The 20,808-nt window shown below is 51.3% G+C and carries 18 protein-coding genes and 1 pseudogene; 5 read left to right on the forward strand and 14 right to left on the reverse strand.

Features of this window, described 5'->3' with window-relative positions; genetic code table 11:
• Window positions 1–151: 151 nt before the first annotated feature.
• The 12 genes from JMI88_RS11760 to JMI88_RS11815 all read right to left on the reverse strand — a co-directional run bounded on the left by JMI88_RS11760 (window position 152) and on the right by JMI88_RS11815 (window position 12,798).
• Window positions 152–1,306, reverse strand: a complete 1,155-nt coding sequence (locus JMI88_RS11760) for a kelch repeat-containing protein (protein ID WP_201362025.1) — start codon at window positions 1,304–1,306, stop codon at window positions 152–154.
• Entirely contained in the window at window positions 1,306–2,430 is a 1,125-nt protein-coding gene (locus JMI88_RS11765) for an outer membrane protein assembly factor BamB family protein (RefSeq protein WP_201362026.1), read from the reverse strand. The genes JMI88_RS11760 and JMI88_RS11765 overlap by 1 nt, the downstream gene beginning before the upstream one ends.
• A 332-nt stretch (window positions 2,431–2,762) precedes the next feature.
• The gene (locus JMI88_RS11770) at window positions 2,763–3,515 is read right to left on the reverse strand and encodes a DUF2625 family protein (protein WP_201362027.1); all 753 of its coding nucleotides are present in this window, start codon (window positions 3,513–3,515) and stop codon (window positions 2,763–2,765) included.
• A gap of 223 nt (window positions 3,516–3,738) precedes the next feature.
• Complete coding sequence (locus tag JMI88_RS11775) at window positions 3,739–4,083, reverse strand: cupin domain-containing protein (RefSeq protein ID WP_201362028.1); 345 nt, start codon at window positions 4,081–4,083, stop codon at window positions 3,739–3,741.
• 227 nt (window positions 4,084–4,310) lie between these two features.
• Window positions 4,311–4,532 carry a hypothetical protein gene (locus JMI88_RS11780; protein WP_201362029.1) on the reverse strand — a complete coding sequence of 74 codons (222 nt, stop codon included), beginning with the start codon at window positions 4,530–4,532 and terminating at the stop codon, window positions 4,311–4,313.
• Entirely contained in the window at window positions 4,523–4,960 is a 438-nt protein-coding gene (locus tag JMI88_RS11785) for a lysophospholipid acyltransferase family protein (protein ID WP_201362030.1), read from the reverse strand. The genes JMI88_RS11780 and JMI88_RS11785 overlap by 10 nt, the downstream gene beginning before the upstream one ends.
• Before the next feature lie 29 nt (window positions 4,961–4,989).
• Window positions 4,990–5,901 (reverse strand): diacylglycerol/lipid kinase family protein, encoded by a 912-nt coding sequence (locus tag JMI88_RS11790; protein WP_201362031.1) that lies wholly within the window; start codon window positions 5,899–5,901, stop codon window positions 4,990–4,992.
• A 349-nt stretch (window positions 5,902–6,250) separates the two neighbouring features.
• Window positions 6,251–7,060 (reverse strand): DUF2182 domain-containing protein, encoded by an 810-nt coding sequence (locus tag JMI88_RS11795; protein WP_201362032.1) that lies wholly within the window; start codon window positions 7,058–7,060, stop codon window positions 6,251–6,253.
• Window positions 7,061–7,197: 137 nt separating this feature from the next.
• Window positions 7,198–8,559, reverse strand: a complete 1,362-nt coding sequence (locus JMI88_RS11800; protein ID WP_201362033.1) for a selenium-binding family protein — start codon at window positions 8,557–8,559, stop codon at window positions 7,198–7,200.
• Window positions 8,560–9,518: 959 nt separating this feature from the next.
• On the reverse strand, window positions 9,519–10,454 hold the full coding sequence (locus JMI88_RS11805; RefSeq protein WP_201362034.1) for a carbohydrate ABC transporter permease: 936 nt from the start codon (window positions 10,452–10,454) through the stop codon (window positions 9,519–9,521).
• Between the two features lie 2 nt (window positions 10,455–10,456).
• A complete protein-coding gene (locus JMI88_RS11810) occupies window positions 10,457–11,398 on the reverse strand; it encodes a carbohydrate ABC transporter permease (RefSeq protein ID WP_201362035.1) in 942 nt (313 codons plus the stop codon).
• Window positions 11,398–12,798: an ABC transporter substrate-binding protein gene (locus JMI88_RS11815; protein WP_201362036.1), complete on the reverse strand. Its 1,401-nt coding sequence runs from the start codon at window positions 12,796–12,798 to the stop codon at window positions 11,398–11,400. The genes JMI88_RS11810 and JMI88_RS11815 overlap by 1 nt, the downstream gene beginning before the upstream one ends.
• A 133-nt stretch (window positions 12,799–12,931) precedes the next feature.
• On the opposite strand from JMI88_RS11815, the gene JMI88_RS11820 reads away from it, so the two are divergent.
• Together JMI88_RS11820 and JMI88_RS11825 are read left to right on the forward strand one after the other, a co-directional pair.
• Window positions 12,932–13,123: a hypothetical protein gene (locus JMI88_RS11820; RefSeq protein ID WP_201362037.1), complete on the forward strand. Its 192-nt coding sequence runs from the start codon at window positions 12,932–12,934 to the stop codon at window positions 13,121–13,123.
• A 385-nt stretch (window positions 13,124–13,508) separates the two neighbouring features.
• Window positions 13,509–13,778: a hypothetical protein gene (locus tag JMI88_RS11825; RefSeq protein ID WP_201362038.1), complete on the forward strand. Its 270-nt coding sequence runs from the start codon at window positions 13,509–13,511 to the stop codon at window positions 13,776–13,778.
• 300 nt (window positions 13,779–14,078) lie between these two features.
• Here the strand turns inward: JMI88_RS11825 and JMI88_RS11830 are convergent, their stop codons facing one another.
• On the reverse strand, window positions 14,079–14,543 hold the full coding sequence (locus tag JMI88_RS11830) for an ArsR/SmtB family transcription factor (protein ID WP_201362039.1): 465 nt from the start codon (window positions 14,541–14,543) through the stop codon (window positions 14,079–14,081).
• 168 nt (window positions 14,544–14,711) lie between these two features.
• Between JMI88_RS11830 and JMI88_RS11835 the strand changes: the two genes are divergently transcribed.
• The gene (locus JMI88_RS11835; protein ID WP_201362040.1) at window positions 14,712–16,346 is read left to right on the forward strand and encodes a glycoside hydrolase family 10-like protein; all 1,635 of its coding nucleotides are present in this window, start codon (window positions 14,712–14,714) and stop codon (window positions 16,344–16,346) included.
• A gap of 636 nt (window positions 16,347–16,982) precedes the next feature.
• Entirely contained in the window at window positions 16,983–17,189 is a 207-nt protein-coding gene (locus JMI88_RS11845) for a hypothetical protein (RefSeq protein ID WP_201362041.1), read from the forward strand.
• An 88-nt stretch (window positions 17,190–17,277) separates the two neighbouring features.
• Here JMI88_RS11845 and JMI88_RS40645 read toward each other — a convergent pair.
• Window positions 17,278–17,424, reverse strand: a pseudogene (locus tag JMI88_RS40645) (oxalate decarboxylase); the annotation flags it as partial.
• A 230-nt stretch (window positions 17,425–17,654) separates the two neighbouring features.
• Between JMI88_RS40645 and JMI88_RS11855 the strand changes: the two are divergent.
• On the forward strand, window positions 17,655–20,768 hold the full coding sequence (locus tag JMI88_RS11855) for an FHA domain-containing protein (protein ID WP_236022908.1): 3,114 nt from the start codon (window positions 17,655–17,657) through the stop codon (window positions 20,766–20,768).
• Window positions 20,769–20,808 lie beyond the last annotated feature (40 nt).

Consider the following 20,808-nt stretch of genomic DNA (forward strand, 5'->3'; position numbering starts at 1 on the left):
ATGCTGACCCCATATAACTTTAGCATATCACCTTTTTAATCAGCTATGTTGTATGAAAACTATATAGTGCGCCAGAATAACAGAAAAGCAGGCAAATCACAATTACAAAATTTGCCCCCGTTATATGGTATTTGTATATGGTGTTTGGACATCATGGCAGCAGTTTCCATGCTGTTCCACTCCAGATCCATGTCTGGGGCACAGGAGTGGTGCCCATCTTGCTATCACCCTGTGCGGCATAGACTATCACACTCTGTGCAGCATCATTATAGACGGAGGCCCCCTGGAAGGGAGCAGTGGGGGCACCATGGGCGGTGACGCAGACCCATCTCGTTCCATTCCAGGCCCAGGTAGCATCTGAGCTTATAGCACCGAACAAAAGCATTTGTCGAGTGACGCTATCGTATACCAGGTGTACGTTCTGGTCTTGAAAGGGAACGCCTGCGCCATTGTGCTGCTGCCAGTTTGTGCCATCCCATGTCCAGGTCTCAGAAGCAACAGAAGAAACACCTGATCCATCACCAGTGCCCCCATACAGTATGATCTGCTGGCGCACCGCGTCATATGTCATCGCAGCTCCTGCGCGGGGAGCGGGGGACGTCGCTGGATATTGCTGCCTCCAGTTCATGCCATCCCACGTCCAGGTGGTATTTACCATCGTAACCGTTCTTCCAGATGGTACGCCACCGCCGAAGAGAACGATCTCGTGTTGTGCCTCGTCATAGGCCATGCTAGCGCCAACCACTGCTGGCATCGTTGCCGGATACAGTTGTTGCCAGGTCGTGCCATCCCACGACCACATTTCGTTGGCAACCTTCCCTGCACTCTGGACCTGGTATAAGAAGAGGATGACGCGTTGGCTAGCGGCATCATAGACCATCGTTCCCTGAAGCGCCGGAGGCGAGGATGCGGGATGAAGTTGCTTCCAGCCATGACCATTCCAGGCCCATGTCTCGTTTGTCTGTTGTACATCTGCGGCTTCGATGGTGCCACCAAACAGAAGGACCAGGTGATGGAGAGGATCATAGGCCATAGTGCTATCTCTGCGTGGAGGGGTCACTTGAGGAAGAGGCGTTGCATTGGTGATGGTGGATGTAGGTATATGGGTATTCTGGACAGGTGTGGAGTGAGGGGAAGAGGCATTCCGAGGGGATGGCTTCCCGGCATACAGCTGGAAGGCGGCCCAGCTAAGTACAACGATCAACACGATGAGGAGGGCAAGGCTCGTTATGAACAGGGTCCGACCTCTCCCCTGGTTCTCCTCTTCCCATCCTTTTAGCTTGACCCGCTGGGACTCACGAGCCATTACGCGACCACCAAGGGCTCTAACTGGTAGGGATAGTCGCTCTGCCAGTATTCGGTTCCGTTGCTGGCGTTGAGGGCATAAAAAATACTCCGCCCATGCCCATCAATGCTGGCTAGATAGACCACTCCGCTTACCACGACAGGTGGAACGAAAGAGACACTCGGACTACTGCCCAGGCTCTTATGCCAGAGTACGCTACCATTCATACTGTTGAGCGCATAAGCGCCATCGGCATTGATGTAGAGAACATTCCCTGTACTGGCAATCATGGTGGTTCCTCGACCAGCCAATTGATGGACCCAGAGTAAGCCCCCTGTCTGCTTATTCAGAGCGTAAAGATCCTGGGCACCGATATAAATGGTCTCATTCTGTACGACCGCGCCTTGATAGAAGTTCAGGTGATAGTTCCAGAGTACCTTGCCTGAGTCGGCATCCAAGGCATAAAAACTACCAGCATCTGGATTGTCGACCGAACCGAGCGTGCCGACGTAGAGCCGTTGGTCAGAGACAACGAGTGGGCCGCCGATAGGTTCATGCCTATCAGGTGCAGAACGCCAGAGGATTTTGCCATTCCTGGCATCAATGGCATAGACGTAATTCTGAGCATTGGCATAGATGGTATTGCCTACCAGAGCCTGAAGTGAGAGTACCCCATCCGTATCCGGGTTGATGGCAACGCGCCAGAGCGCTTTCCCATCCTGTGCGCGCAACGCATAGGTGCCGCTGTATACAATATTGTCCCTCACGAGGGGAACGGCATGATCTGCAAAGGGGATGTCAACAACTCCACAATCGCTTTGCGCGCTCCAGAGCAGTGAACCACTTTTCCTATTGAAAGCTACGGTATAGGTTCCATTATGACTAATACAAATATAGACAGCATTGTTTGTCACTTTCGGTGTGCCGAATATGGGAGATGGAAATAGCGGACAATGCTCATCTAGTGGGCAATCATATTTTCTGGTTGACTTCACTTGTCGACACCAGCGCACTGCGCCATTACTGGCATTCACCGCGTAGAGATGAGTGGAGGCCGAGACATAGAGAGTTTGTTGTACTCCGCCTGGCGCGTTTCTAGTCACAACGGGTGCTGGTGGCTGGTCCTGACAGCTACTGATTGCCACATCGTTTCCTGGAAGCGTAGAAAGAAGAGAAGACCCTGTGGGAGTGGATGTGGTCGAGATCCCTGCATTTACATAAGAGCTACAACCAATAAGCAAACTGCATAGCGTGAAAAGAGTAGAGATCAAGCAAAGCTTCTGCCAACGATACTGTAACATGGAAAAACCCCTTTATCCGCAAAAAATATGTCTTTATTAAAAGGAGACGTTTTTATATGTATAAATGTTGCTTTCCGCCGGAAGTACTGGACATAGACGACGTGGCCAGAATATGGTGCAGACTGGATAAGAAATGGTTCAAATCGGTCAAAAGGAGGCAGCGTGCAAATTTTATGTTAATAAAGTATGACAAGCTTTAAACACTTGCTTTCTCGCGGGCAATCCTGCAAATGGGAAAAAATGCTGGCTCTAACGGGAACCCCCAAGCTGTTGGGCCAGGTCGAGATGCAAACGCCACAGCTCGTCCATGGGAACAGGGCGCCGGGAACGTTCAGCAATAGAGCCCCCCTCGCAAAAAGAAAAGGAGAGATAGACATCCCCTGGTCAGCAGTGAGAGATGCAAGGTCGTTTTCCCAGCCTGGCCAGCGCATGTTGCCGTAGAATATCTCCAAATCTCCAGACAAGGCCCAGGCCAGCAGCTCAGAGTACGATTTGTTCGTTGTTTCCCATTTGAGAGTATCAGGTGCAAAGTAGAAGGCCGTTCCTGGCTTTCCCGGAAAAGCGCCACCGTTAAGAGCAAAGAATCCGCCAACAGCGTCATGAGCAATGACCAGGCCGCCATCGAGAGTGTAACTCTCAGCGGGACTTCCGTGCGTATTCCAGGATTGCAAATTTCCATGCATTCGCTCATGTCCTGATCCAAGGAAGCGTAACCACCCATGGTCAATGAGGATACCACCAGTTTCAAGCGCAATGGCTCCCATGGGCGAACGTGTCGTCACCTGGAGATGAAGCAGAACTTCTTCCCCTCGAGTTCGCTGGCTACCGAGTACTTCTACCTGGTTGCGAGCGGTAGCGATCAGTTCCTGAACCAGTGGCCAACCAGGATCCTCTGTATTGATAAGTTCTTTTAATGACCGTCTCTGCATCTGCGTCTATCTCCCGATCAATGATATGTACATGAGTTTATCACAAGAGTATATGTCTTGTGAACGTCGTTGACAGAACGAGTAGCGTAAAGCTCAGATAAGAAGTTACAATGGAATAAGCTTGCATTTCATAATTACGGCAGAATAACCAAACAAACCTGATCTGATGATTCAAAAAGAAAGGTGAGGGCCACGCAAATCCCATGAACGAAGCGCACTATATTCAATCCTCGAGCCATTCTGTGATGAACTGTGGGCTTGCATGGATATCTATCTGCCGGAGCAGCCCCTTACCAGAATTAATAAATTTATGCGGTTCGCCTGCTGGCACAATCACAATGCTCCCTGCATTCACCTCAAGTGTGTTTGAACCAACCGTAAAGGTGACCTGGCCTTCCTGTACAATGAAGACCTCTTCATAGGGATGTTTATGAAGCCGTGGACCATGTCCTGGTGGCAATTCGACCCAGATAAAAGACACATGAGTATCTCCATGCTGATAGCCCTGGAACTCATTGGGATCTCCATAATGGGAAAGTTCGTCCTTGTGAAGAAGGGTGTAGTTCATCTCTATTTCCTTTACTTATTTGCTGATAAGCTTCTATTTCTTGAAAGGCATGGTCCTGTCTCATACAAAGACCATCATTCTTACCAAATACTCTTTAGAAGAGAAAGTATAAAGACAAGGTAACAGCAATACACTTGCCCTTGGGACAGTCCACTCTCTGTGCCAAGGGACAGGTTTGGAGATCACCATTTCACACAACAAGAGAGCTTGTTATGGCAGTGCGCCGTTTACAAGCCCTCCGTCAGCAGGTCGCGGTAGACTCCCCGCTGCTCTGGCGGCAACATAGTGGCGATGCGCAACATCATTTCTTGCGTGATGTTGCGCAATCCTTCTTTGCGCGTCAGGCCCGCGGGCAGAACGGGAACATAGGGTTTGCCAAACTGAACGGAGACATAGGGACGCATCCCGCCTCCGGAGCGCAGAATACGCCGCGTGCCACTCAGAGCCACGGGGAGCACTGTCGCCCCGGTGCGCAGGGCAAGCATAGCCCCCCCGTATAGGCCTTCAGCATCTGCTCCTGGCGCGCTACGGTCCCCTCAGGAAAGATGAGCAATGCGCGTTGCTCCTGCAAGTAGGCAAGCGCCTGTTCCAGGGCCACGCGATCACTCTCGCCACGATGTACAGGAATCTGCCCGGTACGACGCACCAGCCAGCCCACAATGGGCCAGGGAAAAATCTCTTTCTTGGCAAAAAACCAGGTACGGCGAGGTAGGAGGCCCGCGACTAAGATGGGATCAATCCAGCTTAGATGATTGGAAACGAGCAAAAGGGGACCATTCACGGGTACATGCTCAGAGCCACGCACGGCGAGGCGGCACACCAGGAATGCCAACAACCGGGCTACTGGACGCAGCGTACTGTAAATGATGCGCCCCATCCACCCACTTCCATATGACGCTGCCTGTTTCATACGCGTACCCACAGGGCTTTCGGCAGGATGGTGGCATCGAAGCTGCTCGCAGACATGGTTTCGCCATCCATCTGGATATTTACGGGCTTGCGACTCTCAATATGTACGGTTCTGGCGTGATAGAAGGTGACTTCCGGCAGATCGCTGTGTTCACCTTTCTGTACGCTTGGTAACAGGTGCAGGGCGAGCAGTAAGGGTATGTAGCGAATGGTACAGATATCGAAGAGGCCATCGGTATGATCGGCCTGGGGATTGATGCGAAATCCGGCCCCATAGGTTGGCCCGGTAGTAATCGCCATGAGGACAAAGCGCTGTTCCTGCTTGTGCCCCTCTCGATCATCGTCCAGGCTGAAATTCAGCCAGGGACAGCGGTGGTAGCCGAAGAGCAACTGACGCAGGGTTGACGTGTAATAGAGAGGCATACCACTCAAGCGCAAATATTTTTTCAGGCTTCCCGCTGCCACCGCGATATCGGCATCCAGCCCCACGCTGAACGAATTGGCGAAATAACGCTCATTTACCCGACCGGCATCCACATCAATCAATCTACCGTTGAAGGCGCGCTCGACCGCGGCCAGGGGATCGTGAGGCAATTTTAGTGTATTCCAGGCGAAATCGCAGCCTGAACCTGCTGGAACGATGCCCAGCGGGACACGCTGGCTCACGCTTAACAGGCCATTGACAACTTCATTCACCGAGCCATCACCGCCAACGATAATCACGGGACGGTTCTGCATAGCAGCCTGCCGGGCACGCTCCCGCGCCTCTCCTTGCGCGCTCGTTTCGATATACTCCGCATGTTCTTGCTCCGCGCGGCTGCGCACAAGCATACGATAGAGGTCTACTTTGCCATGCCGGGCGGCAGGATTGAGGATGACAAGAGGTTGAGCGGACTCCGTTGTCTCCATAAGTGTCTCCTTGGATGGTGGATCTTACAGTGGTGACTAGAAAGATTGAACCCTCAATTACGCAGACAATAGCACGATATATGGCTCAAGGTTTCAGACCATTGCTGTCGGCACGATTGTACCATAACCCAGCAGCCTCTACAATTCCTGGGGGTGTTGTCAAGAGTTGCAAGAGAAGCACTAATAGGGGAGAAACAGGTCTGGTTTTTCTTTTATGTGATTGTGAAAAAAGTGCGTCTGGCGCACTTTTTTCACAATCACATAAAATTGGCTCAGGCGTGCATGCGCTCGCCCGTACGGTGGCGCATGGCTTCCCATGGTCACAGGTTTCAGATACATTCTAATAGCTTTAAACTCCACTGCCAGCCAGTAGCCAGGCTGGATGAACCAGCCATAACACCATCAGCTGCAGTAGGGCTATCCCCAACCATGGACTGAGACGCTGGCCGCCTGGATATGTCTTCTCCATCATCATTAATCCAGTTAACACGGCCATCCACACAATGCTTCCCACTCCTATACTAAACATCACCAGCATCAATGCCCAACAACAGCCCAGGCAGGACATGCCATGGCGTAGCCCCAGATGCCAGGAAGCACCTATACCTTGCCGGTAGTAGCGCATGAAAAAGCTGCGAGGGCTACGGCATTGCTTCAGACAGTGATTCTTAAGCGGGCTGAATTGAAAGCCGCCCGCAATGGCAAAGATTACTGCGCCGATCAGCCAGGAATGTATGTAGAGCCAGAACCAATTGCTGACCAGTCGATGCACCAGCGTGTCTGTCAGCAACGCCGCAAGCGCGAAGGCGGTCCAGACAACTGCATATCCCACCAAAAAAGCTGCCTGTGTGGCCCACCAATACCGTTGACGTCGGCTGGCATGCACAATCATGTAGACAAGGGGCATAATCGATGGCAGCATCATCGCGATGGTCATCACCTGCCAGCAAGTCAGAAACAAGACCAGGGCTATAGGCCACGAGAGATGGCTCTGAGTAAGCAGGTAGTTATGATTGATCAGGAAAGTCTGCTTCGTGAGAGCTGCCAGCAACACTACCGTCCAGGCTGCAATGACCAGAATCCAGGGCCAGATAACAGGTGCCCGGCTGCTCGCAGAAGGTCGAGCATCTTTCTGGTATATCAACTTCATTGTGCGCATCGGACATCCCTCTCATTGAGAAATGCTGGTACAGCATACAACAAATGTGAGGATGCTACGGAGAGAGGCGCGAGAGGTATGTGACCCTCTCGCCTTTCTCCCATACAGAAACGCGTGTATTCCTCCTCACCTGAAAACTATATCCAGATGTCGGAGGTGCAGTCACCACCAGGATACCGCATCTCGTGGGCTCGTGCCGGGCCAGCGGGTTCTTTGCCGAAATCAACGTAGAATTTATTGTTGATCTTCAAGCCACCTTTTTCTGTATCGCAATCTATTTGCAGGAGATACGACCCTGCTTTGGCGATCTCGGGATAGAACTGGTTATCCCACGAACTGTAGAGCGAGTTGGTAATGTACAGCCGCTTGCCATCAAGACTGAGCTGAAGCATCTGTGGACCACCGTTGAGCTTATGATCTTGAACGCTGGCAGCTTTTCCAGACAGGCCACCGCACCAAACTTGCCCGGTAAGTTTCGGATGGGAAGGATCGCTGATATCGTACTGGCGAATATCGCCATGGAGCCAGTTCGAGAGGTAGAGATACCTGTCGTCCATCGAGACCAGGAAATCGGTGATCAGCGCTGGTACTGGAATGGGCCAACCTTCTAGTTCAATTGAAGGGACATCAATGACCTTTTCAAGTTGCCACTTTTCATTGGGCTTATGCCAGTGCCACATGTTGCTACTGAGCGTCGCTCCGACGAACCCATGTGTGCTATCAGGGTTATGGTGGAAGCGTACCTCAAGCGGAATCATGCCTTCTTCGCCCAGATCGACACTCTGGACAATGTCATGCTTGTCCCAATTCCAGAAGTACAGGTGGTGACCGTATTTGTCCGCAGCCACATCTTCCAGATTGAAGCCTTTCGTAAACGTAGCAGGCGCAGCCCATCCACTGCTCACCATCACATTGTGACGTGGCTGATACCAGTAGTCATAGTTGAAGCGCATGCCGTCAGCGTTATGTTCCCAACGGCCGGCAATATTGAACTGCTCGTCGAGCAGAAGGAAACCGCCAGGACCATTGCTCTCACTATCACCGAGCATCGAGATCATAATGTTACCCTCGGCAAGACAGTGAACGGTGTGGGGAGCAGTGAGGTTCGTCTTCTGCTTGATCTCTTCGGGTTCGATCACTTTATGCAGTTTTGGTGCCCGTTCATCAGAGACATCCAGGATGTGAATGCGGCTGGAAAACATCCCCGGAACGACAAGAAAGCCGCGCGATTTGCGTTCGTCTGCGTGGCATGAGCTACAAGCATTCCAGCCAAAATGATGCAATTCGTCACCGACGTTGGGCATCGGTGTACGATGAATCACCTGGGAGTAGGTGGGAGATGTGGGATCAACATCGATTGTGGCCAGGTAATCGGGCTCCTCGATCCCTGTTCCTACGTAAAGTGCGACGCTGTAAAGTACTTTTTCGGGGGTAGCCTTTATTGCCTCTTCGGGTGAAGCGTAGCCTGGCCCAGATTTGGAATGAGGTTCATGATGCATTATATGTTCCTTTTCCATAGCTGTACAGAGCTCATTTCTGAACAACAGTGATGATGTTTGATGCTATCAATCATCTCTACAGTCGTGGCTGAAGTTACAGGCTGGTGCAAAAAGGACTGCTACGAGCTACAATACGTTCGACAACGCTAAGAACTGTCGCGTAAGGAAGGTTCAATGATCGGGGATTTCTGCTTTGTCATTCCACATCATACACCCGCTATCAATACAGGAGATGAAACGACAATGTTCGTCATTTGGTACGTTTCAAGGGTACCTATTCAGACTGAAAATCCTGCGCAACCGCCAATACCACCATCTGATTATGTTCTGACGATGGTCATTACTATTACGCCTCCAACGATTTATATGTTTTTAATGAGATAAAATGGAAAAATTTCCAGTATGATGGGAACGAAGGGCCTTCATGGAAAAGGCAATCTAGCGACTTTTGAGGCGTCTAAGCTCGGTAATTGTGACGATGGAGGAAAGTTCTGGCATTCCCTAAACTCTGTTGAAATCCCTGATGCGCTTGTTCTCGCAGAAGCTGATGCCCAGGAAACAATCCAGGTGTTTGCAGATCGGCCTCGCGTTGTACTGCTGATGACAATGCCGATATGCGCGGATATCTGCAACGATTATTACAAGGCCATTATGATCTCTTTATGCAAGCACCAGCATCGGTCGTCATTTTACGGGGTCCCATCTATGAAATTGAGCTTGCCAATCCAATCACCCGCAAACTCTGGGGCAAAATCGACGAAGCTCACACTACGCTCCTTCGGAGCTCAAAACCGTTTTAATGCGTGGTGCAGCAGATGCACATTAGTGCATCTGCTGCACCACGCATTAAAAAGAGAGTGGGGACGCCTGCGTTCCCCAGGCCAAGGAGCGCTCTGATTCCCAGTATGTTGGGAATCAGAGCCTTTCTAATATCTTAAATAAAGAAAAAGGGCACTGACTCATCCTTTTATACCTGTGGAGATGGCTGAGCGGAGGAACCACCTCTGCAACAGGATGAAGGCAATCAAGACGGGGACCGTACTCATGCTTGCAAAGGCCATGATATCACCCCAGTGCTGAGGAGCCTGATTGAAGAAAGCACGCATGCCAACCATGAGTGGGCGATAGGTGTAGCCACGCGTGGCCAGCAAAGGCCACAGAAAGTCGTCCAGGTGGGTCAGGGACAGCCAGATAGCAACGGTGGCGAAGGCTGGGCGCGAGAGTGGCAGGATGATCTGCCAGTACATGCGTAAACGGCTCGCACCATCGACGCGCGCCGCCTCCTCGAAATCTCTGGGGATGTCCATGAAGGACTGATAAAACAGGAAGATGGAGAAAGCATCGGCAATGAAGGGGACGATCTGCACCTGGTAGCTGTCTACCCAGGTGGTCATGCCACCAAACCAGGGTACCTGGTTGACCAGCAGCAGCAGCGGTACAGCCACCGACTCAAATGGAATAGTAATCAGTACTACAACCAGAACTAGAATGATTTTATGGCCCGTGAAAGAGATGCGTGCCAGGGCATAGGCGATCAGACTGTTGACGATGAGGCCTGACACGACAATACAGATGACGATGAACAGGGTATTAAGCAGGTAGAGGGCGAAAGGAGTGCGCTGAAATACGTCGCTGTAGTTCTGCAGGGAAAGACTACCATAGGGGATAACAGCCCGGATGGTACCCATGTCCTGTAGAATCTGGGTCTCGCTAGCCTTCAATGAAGAGACGACCATAAATATCAGCGGGAAGAGAAAAAAGAGCGCCAGCAAGATCATCACGAGATAGTTCAACACCCGCCAGACAGCCCTGCGACCGGAGGAGAACAGCAATGCATAGGATGTCCTGCGAGGCAGCGAGGCAAGAACGGCCTTCTTGTGCGTGGTCGATGCCATATTCACACCTCTTTCGCTTCAGTCAGCAGAACGCTGCGTAGGATAAGAACGATCCTCATGATGACCAGAAAAAAGATGACGACCGCAATAGCTGAGGCGTACCCGACGCGCAAATCACGAATACTCTGATGTACCATGTACCACACTACTGTAACGGTTGCATTCGCCGGACCACCCTGGGTCAAGACCTCTATCTGCGTGTAGAGCTTAAATGCCTGCACGGTGGTCGCGATCACAACAAAAAACGTTGTATTGCTCAACTGGGGGAAGGTGATGTGCCAGAACTGCTGCCAACGGCCCGCACCATCGACGCGTGCCGTCTCGTAGAGCGACTCAGGAATAGTCAGTAAACCGGCCAGATAGACAATCATCTGGAAGCCGACGCCCTGCCAGATGGTCAACAGCATAATCGCGGGCAGAGCCAGGTTGCCATCGTTGAGCCAGGTATAGGGACCAAGGTATCCAAAACTGACCGTTTTGATAAACGCATTCATCAAACCCTGTCCCGGATTGTAGAGAAACGCCCATACCACCGAAACAACCACCAGCGGCGTGACTACCGGGCTGAAATAGATCAAGCGGAAGATGGTCACGCCACGCAGTTTCTGATTGATCAGCAGCGCGAGAAAGAGCGCCAGGCCGGTCTGGACCGGAACGACGACCCAGCCAAAGAGGGAATTATTGAATAAAGCCCGATGGAGTGTGTCATCTTGCAACAGCTGCAGATAGTTGCGCCAGCCAACGAACTGTGTAGGCAATGGGCCGGCTACCAGACGTTGATTGGTAAACGAGAAGCCGAGCGCCATCACAAAAGGAACGATCAGAAAGGTCAGCAACAGAAACAGGGCAGGAGCGCTAAAGGCCCAGCCTACTAACTGATCCCTACGCCGCCAGTAAGAGGTTCTGGCAGTCCTACGCCCGATGGAGCGGATCGTTCTATTCATCAACTTTCTCCCGTCCTATAGGATGGAGCCGTACTGGCTTTCTGACCAGCACGGGCCGCCGTCTTCAGGATGTTCCTAGGATAGCCCTGGTTGTCCTGAATGTCCTGATCGATGGTGCGCACTGCCTCATCCAGCTGCTGCTTCACGTCGATACCGGCGGCAATATTTGTTATCGTCTGGGCGAAGGCGGAAGTAATAGCGGGATAAGCCGGTGTAATAGGACGAGGCACAGCTCTGCTCGTCTGAAGCTGTGCGACGAATACATGCAGGACACCGTTGGGAGCGTACAACCTGGAATGGGCGATCACCGATTTGCGGGCTGGTACCGCGCCATTGGCCGAAGTCATACGAGCGATCTGCGAGGGTGACAGCATGAATTGCAGCACTTCCCAGGCCGCCGCAGGGGTCTGGCAAGAAGAGGTGATGCCCCAGTTCCATGACCCCATGCTGGTCTTCGCTCCCTTGCCCAGGTCCGGCGCGGGCAGCACCAGCAGATTATCGCCCAACGCCTGATGATACTCTGGGTAAAGCCAATGACCGCTCCAACTCAGCGCCGACGTGCCTGTGGTAAACCCGGTATCGCTCACCGGCCAGGGATTGCTGTACCCCTGTCTGAAGAGATTCTGAAACCATGTCAGCGCCGCTATGGAGTTGGGGCCATTGAGTACTCCATCCGCCGATCGATAGGTGGCACGGTTAATGAGATCACCCCCGAAGGACTCAACAAAAGGAGAGAAGCCGTAGGTGAACCACTCGCCGTCGCCATAGCCGGTATTCATATGTAGGTCTAGTGGGTAGAGCACTCCTGGTACACTCTTCAGCCTTGCCAGGATGTCATTGAGCTCACGCAACGTCCAGGGATGGTCGATGGTCGGGATACGGACACCTGCTTCATTGAGGTACTGCCTGTTGGCGTAAAAGCCCAAACCGGAATCAAACTGGCCCAGACTGTAGAGGTGATGATTGTAGGTTCCCTGCTGGATGATCGAGGGCAGAAAATCGGCCCTCATCGCCGGAGATACATACCTGTCAAGCGGCCTGAGATAGCCGGACCAGGCGTAGTTATAGAGCGTTGGACCATCAAAGTCGAGCAGGCAGGGTAGGCTACGAGCCATGGCAGCAATATTCACCAGATCGGTATAGTTCCCCTCTGGCAATTGCACCTCCTCAACCCGTATGTCTGGGTGAAGATCGCCGAACTCCCTGAGAGTCGCGTCGAGAGCTTCACGTTCTGGCCCCTGACCCGCATGGAAAAAGAGCTTGATCACGGTAGGTTGGTGACCTGAAGCCGTCGGAGAGACCAGATCGCAAGCCACCAATAGCATACTGAGTATTATGGCCAGAAGAAGAGAAAACCGTCTCCCATCTTTTCCGTATCTCCTGGAGTCGTGTGCCCTCATCTCTGCCTCCTTGTCTGGTTAGCAGTTCTCCTTTCTGTTGATCCTCCTTTTTAAAAGTATACAGAAGAGAGGGACGAGAATCCAGTGATTAGATTGCTCGTATAAAGGCCCGGAGCAATAAGAGTGTGTCTGAATGCCATGCTTTTCGCGCCTGCGGCCCCTGACGCTACGCGCCTGCGGCGCTCACAAGGTCTTTTATTTGTTGGTGCAGCATGATCGCAAAACGATCATGCTGCACCAACAAATAGAAAAGGCACGGACGCGCATGCGCGCCCGTGCGGGGGCACCTGGCTTCCCATGGTCACAGGTTTCAGGCACATTCTAATTACGCGCGACGCTGATGGAGATAGGATCACATTGACTTACTTTTATTTATATGTCATTGTGTGTAGTATATTACACTATATTTGCCATGAGTTTACAAATAAGTCATCATTGTTTTAATTCTTCCAAACTCCTGTGTATATACCTCTTATGTAGTTTTGTGTAGATGTCCGATTTCAATCAACTCGCGATGAGAAGCATGCCAGGGATTGTTACAAACTACGTCATACCTGAATCCACAAGTAACACAACAGAGGAAGGAGCGCCAGTCATGAATGATGACAACCAGACAAAAGCTATAAAGCTTTCTGAAAAATTTGTCGATTTCATTGATCTGACCGACGAAAACCTGGAAGAAGTCGCTATTATGGAGTTTGGCATTCAAGGTGGTCAGTGCGGTTGCGGTGATTGCGGTTGCGGTGGCGGTTGCGGTGGTGGTTGCGGTGGGGGCTGCGGTGGTGGTTGCGGTGGGGGTTGCGGTGGGGGCTGCGGTGGTGGGGGCTGCGGTGGTAGCTACCCGTTCCGCTGCGCTGCCTGTGGCTGTGGGTGATGCAGTAGGTTTTGCGGTGATGCCTGTAATAGTGTTTATAGCCCGGGTCATGGCAGTGACGGATACCGATTACCCTTTTAAGGGTTTACATGCTATTGATGAATAGCCATTATTGTCAGTGGTACATGTCAGCTGTGACGTGACAAATAACGTCGCCAGTTGGCAAGCGCGCATATCAAAAGTACCTGGTATATGTCACTTATTAGGAGCTGGCAACAGCTTAAGAAATCTATATAGGGGAGTTGCGGCAGTGCTTCTATGACCTGCTAAATTGTTACTCTATGTGACAGCAGCAAGGTAGGTTTTACCAACCAAAAAGTTTCAACATAGAGCTTGAGCGTAGCAACTCCCTTAGCCTCAACGGCGCGCGGCCTTGAACACACGTCGCAGCACGAGGGTGGTAGTGTCATGGGGTACTGGAGGTATCATCAGCGCCTTGCTCCTCTTCCGATGTAGCTAACAGGTAGGTTTCTAATGAGTCGAATTGGGCTTCCCAGAGTCGCCGGTAGTGCTCAAGCCAGGCGGCCGCCTCACGCATGGGACCGGCAGCGAGGCGAAAGCGGTGCGTTCGTCCGTCCTTCCTGTGCAGGATAAGATCAGCATTTTCTAGCACGCGCAGATGCTTGGAGATCGCCGGCACCGAGATTGAGAATGGCTGCGCCAGCTCCGTTCCAGAAGCCTCACCGTACGCCAGACGCTCTAAGATGGCTCGACGTGTGGGATCGGCGAGCGCAAAAAAGATGGTATTGAGTCGTTCTGATGAATCGTTAACCATGCAGTTAATTATACAAAAGGCGTAGATCGTTGTCAAAGCTGGTATAGATGGTCGGCAATAGATATTTTTGCCGGCCAATTTTGCGCTATATATCATACAATTATGTATCGTTTTGTCGATTTGAGCATAGTAATGTATCGTTTTGATGCCATTTCTCCTACTGGTATAGATATGTAGTCTTCCATTTATCTATAAATTTGTATATAATGTACACATAACTGTCGTTTTAGCAGCATTTCTTTGTAGAATCCAGAGAGGTAGTATATGACCTTATTTAGAGAGGGCATGAGAAAGATCTCTGCCTTCATGCTGGCCTGTACCGTCGTAGCGCTGATTATGTTGCCGGGTACGTCATCTGCAGGGGCGGCGACAAATACGGCGCAGGAGGGGAATTGTCCTACAACGCCGCAGGAAACACAATATCCCAAGCGCCAGTTGCGTGGAGCGTGGATCGCCACTGTCACGAACATCGACTGGCCCTCGCAACCGGGTCTCTCCATTGATACGCAGAAGCAACAGTTCATCAGCGAGCTTGACCAGTTGCAGGCGCTGCATATGAACGCAGTCTTCGTGCAGGTCAGACCAACGATGGATGCTTTTTATCCTTCAAAGTATGTACCCTGGTCGCAGTACCTGACAGGTGTGCAGGGTAAAGATCCAGGTTATGATCCGCTGGCGTTTATGCTCGCCGAAACGCATAAGCGCAACATGGAATTTCATGCCTGGTTCAATCCGTATCGCGTCAGCCTGCAAACAGATGTAACTAAGCTGGCACCCAACAATCCGGCACGCCTGCATCCCGACTGGGTTGTGAAGTATGGTAGCGGCCTCTATTTTGATCCAGGCATTCCGGCAGCCAGAGAATTTATCGTTCAGAGTATTCTGGAAGCTGTGCGCAACTATGATATTGATGGTGTGCACTTCGACGATTATTTCTATCCCTATCCCATCGCCGGCCAGGACTTTCCGGATAACGCTACCTATCAGCAATATGGTGCGGCAACATTCGCCAATAAAGCTGACTGGCGCCGCAACAATATCAGCAAACTCATTCACGAACTTTCAGAGCAAATCAAAGATATAAAACCTTATGTAAAGTTTGGCGTGAGCCCCTTTGGTGTCTGGCGCAATCAGTCAGATGATCCAACGGGTTCCGCCACCACAGCCGGTGCCACCGATTATGATAGCCTTTACGCCGATACACGTACATGGATTAAGAACAACTGGCTGGATTATATCGCGCCACAAATATACTGGAACATTGGCTTTGCTCCGGCGGCATATGATATCCTTGTTCCCTGGTGGGTCAACGAAGTAAAGGGAAGTAATGTCGATCTCTATATCGGGCAGGCGGCCTACAAAATCAATGCTAATAACGCGGTGTGGGCCAATCCAGAGGAGATGCCGAACCAGCTGAAATTGAATCTCCAATACAGCCAGGTGAAGGGAAGCATCTTCTTCAGCATGAAAGAGATCACAGCCAATCCACTGGGTTTCACGGATCGACTGAAGAACGATATCTATCGCTATCCTGCGTTGGTGCCCACCATGCCGTGGCTGGGTGGCCATGCGCCAGAACCGGTGAATCTCAAGCAAACTGATCAACAGGCGAATGGCGTACAGTTGACCTGGTTCACCCCTCGTAACAGTAACGCGACGTATTACGCCGTGTATCGCTTTGATGGACGTGTAGAGCACAACACATGTGACTTCAACAATGCGCAGTACATGCTGGCGACCGTACATCGGACGGCCGACGACGCTACCACGCAAACGTTTGTCGATACCACCGCTCAGGCCGGGCAGACGTATACATACTATGTTACGGCGCTCGATCGCTTGCACAACGAAAGTAATCCGGGCCACGGTCAAACGATCGTGCTGGCAAGCCAGCAGTAGTCAGCCAGCTATGCCTAGTAGCCTGTGAAAAATAACGGCATCTTCCCTGGAGGATGCCGTCGTTTGATGACTGTTGATGACTGTTAAAGATTAGGATAAAATGATAGCTGCCGATAGCCGGGATACGGCGCATGGGCATCATGCAGCATTACCACAGGAGTAATCCAGATTGCAGTGAAACCTATATCCTTGATGTAATTGATAATCCCTAAAAGCCACCACTATGCCAGGCAGTGGCATCAGATATGTTGATATTGAGGCTATATTGCATAGCTCAAGGGGAAGAACGGACCGAATGAGGGCACGAAAATGGATCATCTCCGGCGAGGAAAAAGCATGATACCAAAAGTGGCTATGCGTGAAATAAACAAGCAACCAGATTCGTTGTTGTTAGTGGTACCCCAAAACAATACCTCTGCAGAAAATTATGTCCCTGACTCACGAGGATCGCCGCTTTTGGCGCCCGCAGGTCACTGTGGTGGTTGAGTTTTTCCAGGCTGTAAAGCCTTTTATGGGAGTTGACATTCATAGTCTCGATGAGACTAACGAGGGACCGTTAGTGGAATAATCAGTCAGTGTATGAGAGGAATGGACTCCTACGGCTCTAAACACAATATGAAATAACAGGAATTTGTGATGTCCATAAATCAGTTACAAGAACAATCAGAAAAAATGTTTCACGACCATGATCTAGTGCTCTGGCGCTCTCGCTCTGCACTGCGCCTACTGCCCGTTCCGGGTGTTGTTGTGCGCGAGGAAGCGGATAAGATAGTTATTCGAGCTCGAGTGGATGATAGACTGCAAGAATTCGCGGTCTCCCCTGATGAGCTGGTTGCGCGCTAACGCTAGCGCTTCATGATTGGTAGAATTGTAGGTGCGCCCCTCGTGGGCGCATTTTTGATGCTCACCGAGCTAGAAGGGCAAAAAAATCCCAGTGTAGCTCGTGCATTCCACCCGGCTCGATCTCAACCAGAGCCGCCGCAAAGTTCGAGGAGTCTACAATGCGCACCGTTCCTCCATTGGTCTTGATCGGCTCCTGGGCCAGCAGATGATACGCGAACGAATGCGGAGGTGGTCCCTGCAGAAAGGTGATTCATGTGTATGTTGCAGAAGATATACCGCGGTATATCTTCTGCAACATACACAAAAAGGTCGCTTTATTAAAGCATTTACTTTAATTTAGAATATACATCAATAGAGAATGCCACGCCCAAATAAAAGCTATTGGCTCGTTCATAAAGCATAGGATATACTATGAAGTATGTGTCGGAGTGTTTGCCACTAGTATTTATGCCAGGAGTTCTACGGTTGGAAACACTACAAAAGCCTTTTGCAGAGGCGGCTGTGCGCTTTTTAAATGGGCCTCTAACTGGAAAGGTCTTCTTTTTTCAGAAACCCGTTGTGACGCTTGGCCGCGAGAAGCAGAACGATATTATCGTGCCTGACCTCGGCATTTCCAGATACCATGTGCGCATGAGCTGGCTTGGTGATGCATGGAGGGTTGAAAATATTTCGCAAGGAAATATGCTTGCGCTCAATGAGCAGCAAGCAACCCAGGCTCAACTACACCATAACGATGTGATAAAACTGAGTTCAACGGTCAGCTTTGTTTTTCTTTTACGCTACCCTGAAACACAGCAAGTTCCATCGGCGGCCAGTACCCCCAATGCAAACTATCCCGTGCCGCCAGCACCTATCTCTCAAGTGCCTCAACCGTCCTCCAGTCAGCCATCGCTAAAGCAGACAGAGATCGCTTCTAGTAATAATAAATCGCAATGGCCGGGTCTCGCTCAGATCCCCAATGCGCCCGATTCGACAGTAATGGCGCACATCTCCACCGGTAACGTTCCTTCTTTGCTGATCAGCAGCAATACCAGGAGCGAGCGCCAGGTGGCATACCTGACACAACAGGTTAGCAATATTGGACGCGACATTTCTAATGAGATCATCATTGATACCCCCATTGTCTCGTCCTGGCACGCGCAGATTGTGCGCGAAGAGGATAAGCTATTTTTAGTTCATCCTCATCCCAGGCGCGGGAAAACGTTAAACGGATTATGGTATCAAGGCCAGCATATTCGGGGAGATCAAGTGTTTCGGCACCAATTACAGGCGGGCGATATTTTCCGTATTGGCGATGAACACGGCACCCTGGTAACGTTAACATACGACGCGGGGACAGAAGCGCCAGCAGAAAATTTGCCGGCGATGGCGCCGATCGTTTTGCAAGAAAATACGCTAACGATTGGGCGCACGCCTGATAATATGGTCGTGCTCAATCATCCACAGGTATCGGCGCACCACGCTATTGTGGAAAAAGTCACCGGTGGTTACAGACTGCTTGACCAGAACAGTACCAATCACGTTTATATCAATGGCGAGCAAGTATCGCATAAGCTGCTGCGCACTGGCGACGAGATCCGCATCGGTCCCTATCGATTGACCTACACCGGGACTGAACTGCGGCCTTATGATGAAAGCAACCATATTCGGATTGAGGCGCTGCATCTGAAAAAAGCCGGCAATAATAATGTTATCTTGCTCAATGACATTTCGCTGGTGATTCCGCCGCGCAAATTTGTGGCGCTGGTTGGTGGTTCAGGGGCGGGCAAGTCAACCTTGATGGATGCGCTGAACGGGTTACGCCCGGCACAAGAGGGCGTGGTGCTCTATAACGAGGTTGATTACTATCGTAACCTGGCCGCCTTCAATACACAGCTGGGATATGTGCCTCAGGATGATATTGTGCACCGCGACCTGACCGTTGAGCGTGCACTCTATTATGCGGCGAAACTGCGCTTGCCGGGTGATTTCACCAAAGAACAGATTGCCTGGCGCATCAACGAAGTGCTTGAAGATGTAGAAATGACGGAGCGCCGTCATCTGCTAGTCAGCAAACTCTCTGGCGGTCAGCGCAAACGCGTCTCAATCGCGCTTGAGCTGCTGGCCAATCCAGGCGTCTTCTTCCTCGATGAACCGACTTCGGGTCTGGATCCGGGCCTGGATCGCAAGATGATGGCGCTACTACGCCGCCTCGCCGATCGTGGACGGACTATTGTGCTGGTGACGCATGCGACAAATAATATCAATACCTGCGATTATGTCTGTTTTCTGGCGCAAGGTGGACGGCTCGCCTACTTTGGACCGCCAAATGAGGCCAAAACCTTCTTTGAGAAGACGGACTTCAGTGAGATCTATAGTGCACTGGAGCCGACGCGGGATCAGCCAGATATTCCACAAAAGGCGGAAGAGCGCTTTCTCAACTCGGCAGATTATCAGCGCTATATAGTTGAACCACTGCGTGAGCAGAAGGTTCAGTCACAACCGGAAGGGACAACCGCGCAGACGCCTCCCAGGAAGAAACAGCGTTCGAAACGCCGCGGTCAGGGATGGACTCAATTTATGCTACTCTCGGCGCGCTATCTGGAATTACTCAGAAATGACGTTGGCAATCTGTTCATTCTGCTGCTACAGGCTCCTGTTATTGCGATCATGCTAGTACTCATGGTACGCTTCGAAGTAGGCGCCGGCGTTTTTGACGCCAACAAATTAACACAATGCCGGACGCAGATTCTAACCTCATCCGGTCCGCTGGCTCTCCCCCAGGCACAGCGCACAGAATTGATTGATTGTCAGCAGGTCTTGCACTTTTTGAATACGGATGCCAATGCGAAGCTCTTTGTCCAGCAAAAAGGCAGCGTGGCTCAGGCCCTGCAATCATTTCTGATCCAGGGACCCGGTACCGACGCGCAAAAAGTACTGTTTATTATGGCCTTTGCCACGGTCCTCTTTGGTTGTATCAATGGGGCACGAGAAATCGTGAAGGAAGCCGCTATCTACCGACGCGAGCGCACTGTCAATCTGGGCATCCTGCCTTACATGTTCTCCAAAATCGTCGTGCTGGGTCTGCTATGTCTCTTTCAGAGCGCCATTCTGACCCTGGTGGTTGAGATCGGAGAACCATTGCGGCAAGGCGTCTTCCTCTCACCCATACTGGAGACTTATATCACGCTCTGCCTGACATCCCTGGCCGGTTTGATGATTGGCCTGACGATCTCGGCGATCGCTCCAAACAATGATCGAGCCATCAGCCTGGTACCAATTATCCTGCTGCCGCAGGTCATCTTTTCAGGAGCAATTATCCCGCTAAAAGACTGGGTCACACAAATCATAGCCACCATCTTTCCTACGCGCTGGGCCATGGCCGCGCTAGGATCATCAATCGGGTTGCACGCCGACACGACGGGTGGAGACAAACTCTTTGGAGATGACCCGACCTATCACAGTACCCTCTACTCAATTTATAGCCAGACCGATGCGCTCCATCGCCTGGTACTATCATGGGTTGGCCTGGGATTGATTACGATATTACTCACTATCGCGATCGGCATTTTCCTCAAACGGAAAGATGCTCGAACCTGACGCTGATCGGCCCGCCAGCGCGCTTCAGTCCATCGTGCCG

The organism is Dictyobacter formicarum (assembly GCF_016587435.1).

Bases quoted from the DNA above. Each gene is read 5' to 3' on its own strand.
- JMI88_RS11760 (WP_201362025.1), bottom strand. From the start codon at position 1,306: ATGGCTCGTGAGTCCCAGCGGGTCAAGCTAAAAGGATGGGAAGAGGAG.
- JMI88_RS11770 (WP_201362027.1), bottom strand. From the start codon at position 3,515: ATGCAGAGACGGTCATTAAAAGAACTTATCAATACAGAGGATCCTGGT.
- JMI88_RS11775 (WP_201362028.1), bottom strand. From the start codon at position 4,083: ATGAACTACACCCTTCTTCACAAGGACGAACTTTCCCATTATGGAGAT.
- JMI88_RS11785 (WP_201362030.1), bottom strand. From the start codon at position 4,960: ATGGGGCGCATCATTTACAGTACGCTGCGTCCAGTAGCCCGGTTGTTG.
- JMI88_RS11790 (WP_201362031.1), bottom strand. From the start codon at position 5,901: ATGGAGACAACGGAGTCCGCTCAACCTCTTGTCATCCTCAATCCTGCC.
- JMI88_RS11795 (WP_201362032.1), bottom strand. From the start codon at position 7,060: ATGCGCACAATGAAGTTGATATACCAGAAAGATGCTCGACCTTCTGCG.
- JMI88_RS11800 (WP_201362033.1), bottom strand. From the start codon at position 8,559: ATGCATCATGAACCTCATTCCAAATCTGGGCCAGGCTACGCTTCACCC.
- JMI88_RS11805 (WP_201362034.1), bottom strand. From the start codon at position 10,454: ATGGCATCGACCACGCACAAGAAGGCCGTTCTTGCCTCGCTGCCTCGC.
- JMI88_RS11810 (WP_201362035.1), bottom strand. From the start codon at position 11,398: ATGAATAGAACGATCCGCTCCATCGGGCGTAGGACTGCCAGAACCTCT.
- JMI88_RS11815 (WP_201362036.1), bottom strand. From the start codon at position 12,798: ATGAGGGCACACGACTCCAGGAGATACGGAAAAGATGGGAGACGGTTT.
- JMI88_RS11820 (WP_201362037.1), top strand. From the start codon at position 12,932: ATGCCATGCTTTTCGCGCCTGCGGCCCCTGACGCTACGCGCCTGCGGC.
- JMI88_RS11830 (WP_201362039.1), bottom strand. From the start codon at position 14,543: ATGATATATAGCGCAAAATTGGCCGGCAAAAATATCTATTGCCGACCA.
- JMI88_RS11835 (WP_201362040.1), top strand. From the start codon at position 14,712: ATGACCTTATTTAGAGAGGGCATGAGAAAGATCTCTGCCTTCATGCTG.
- JMI88_RS11845 (WP_201362041.1), top strand. From the start codon at position 16,983: ATGTCCATAAATCAGTTACAAGAACAATCAGAAAAAATGTTTCACGAC.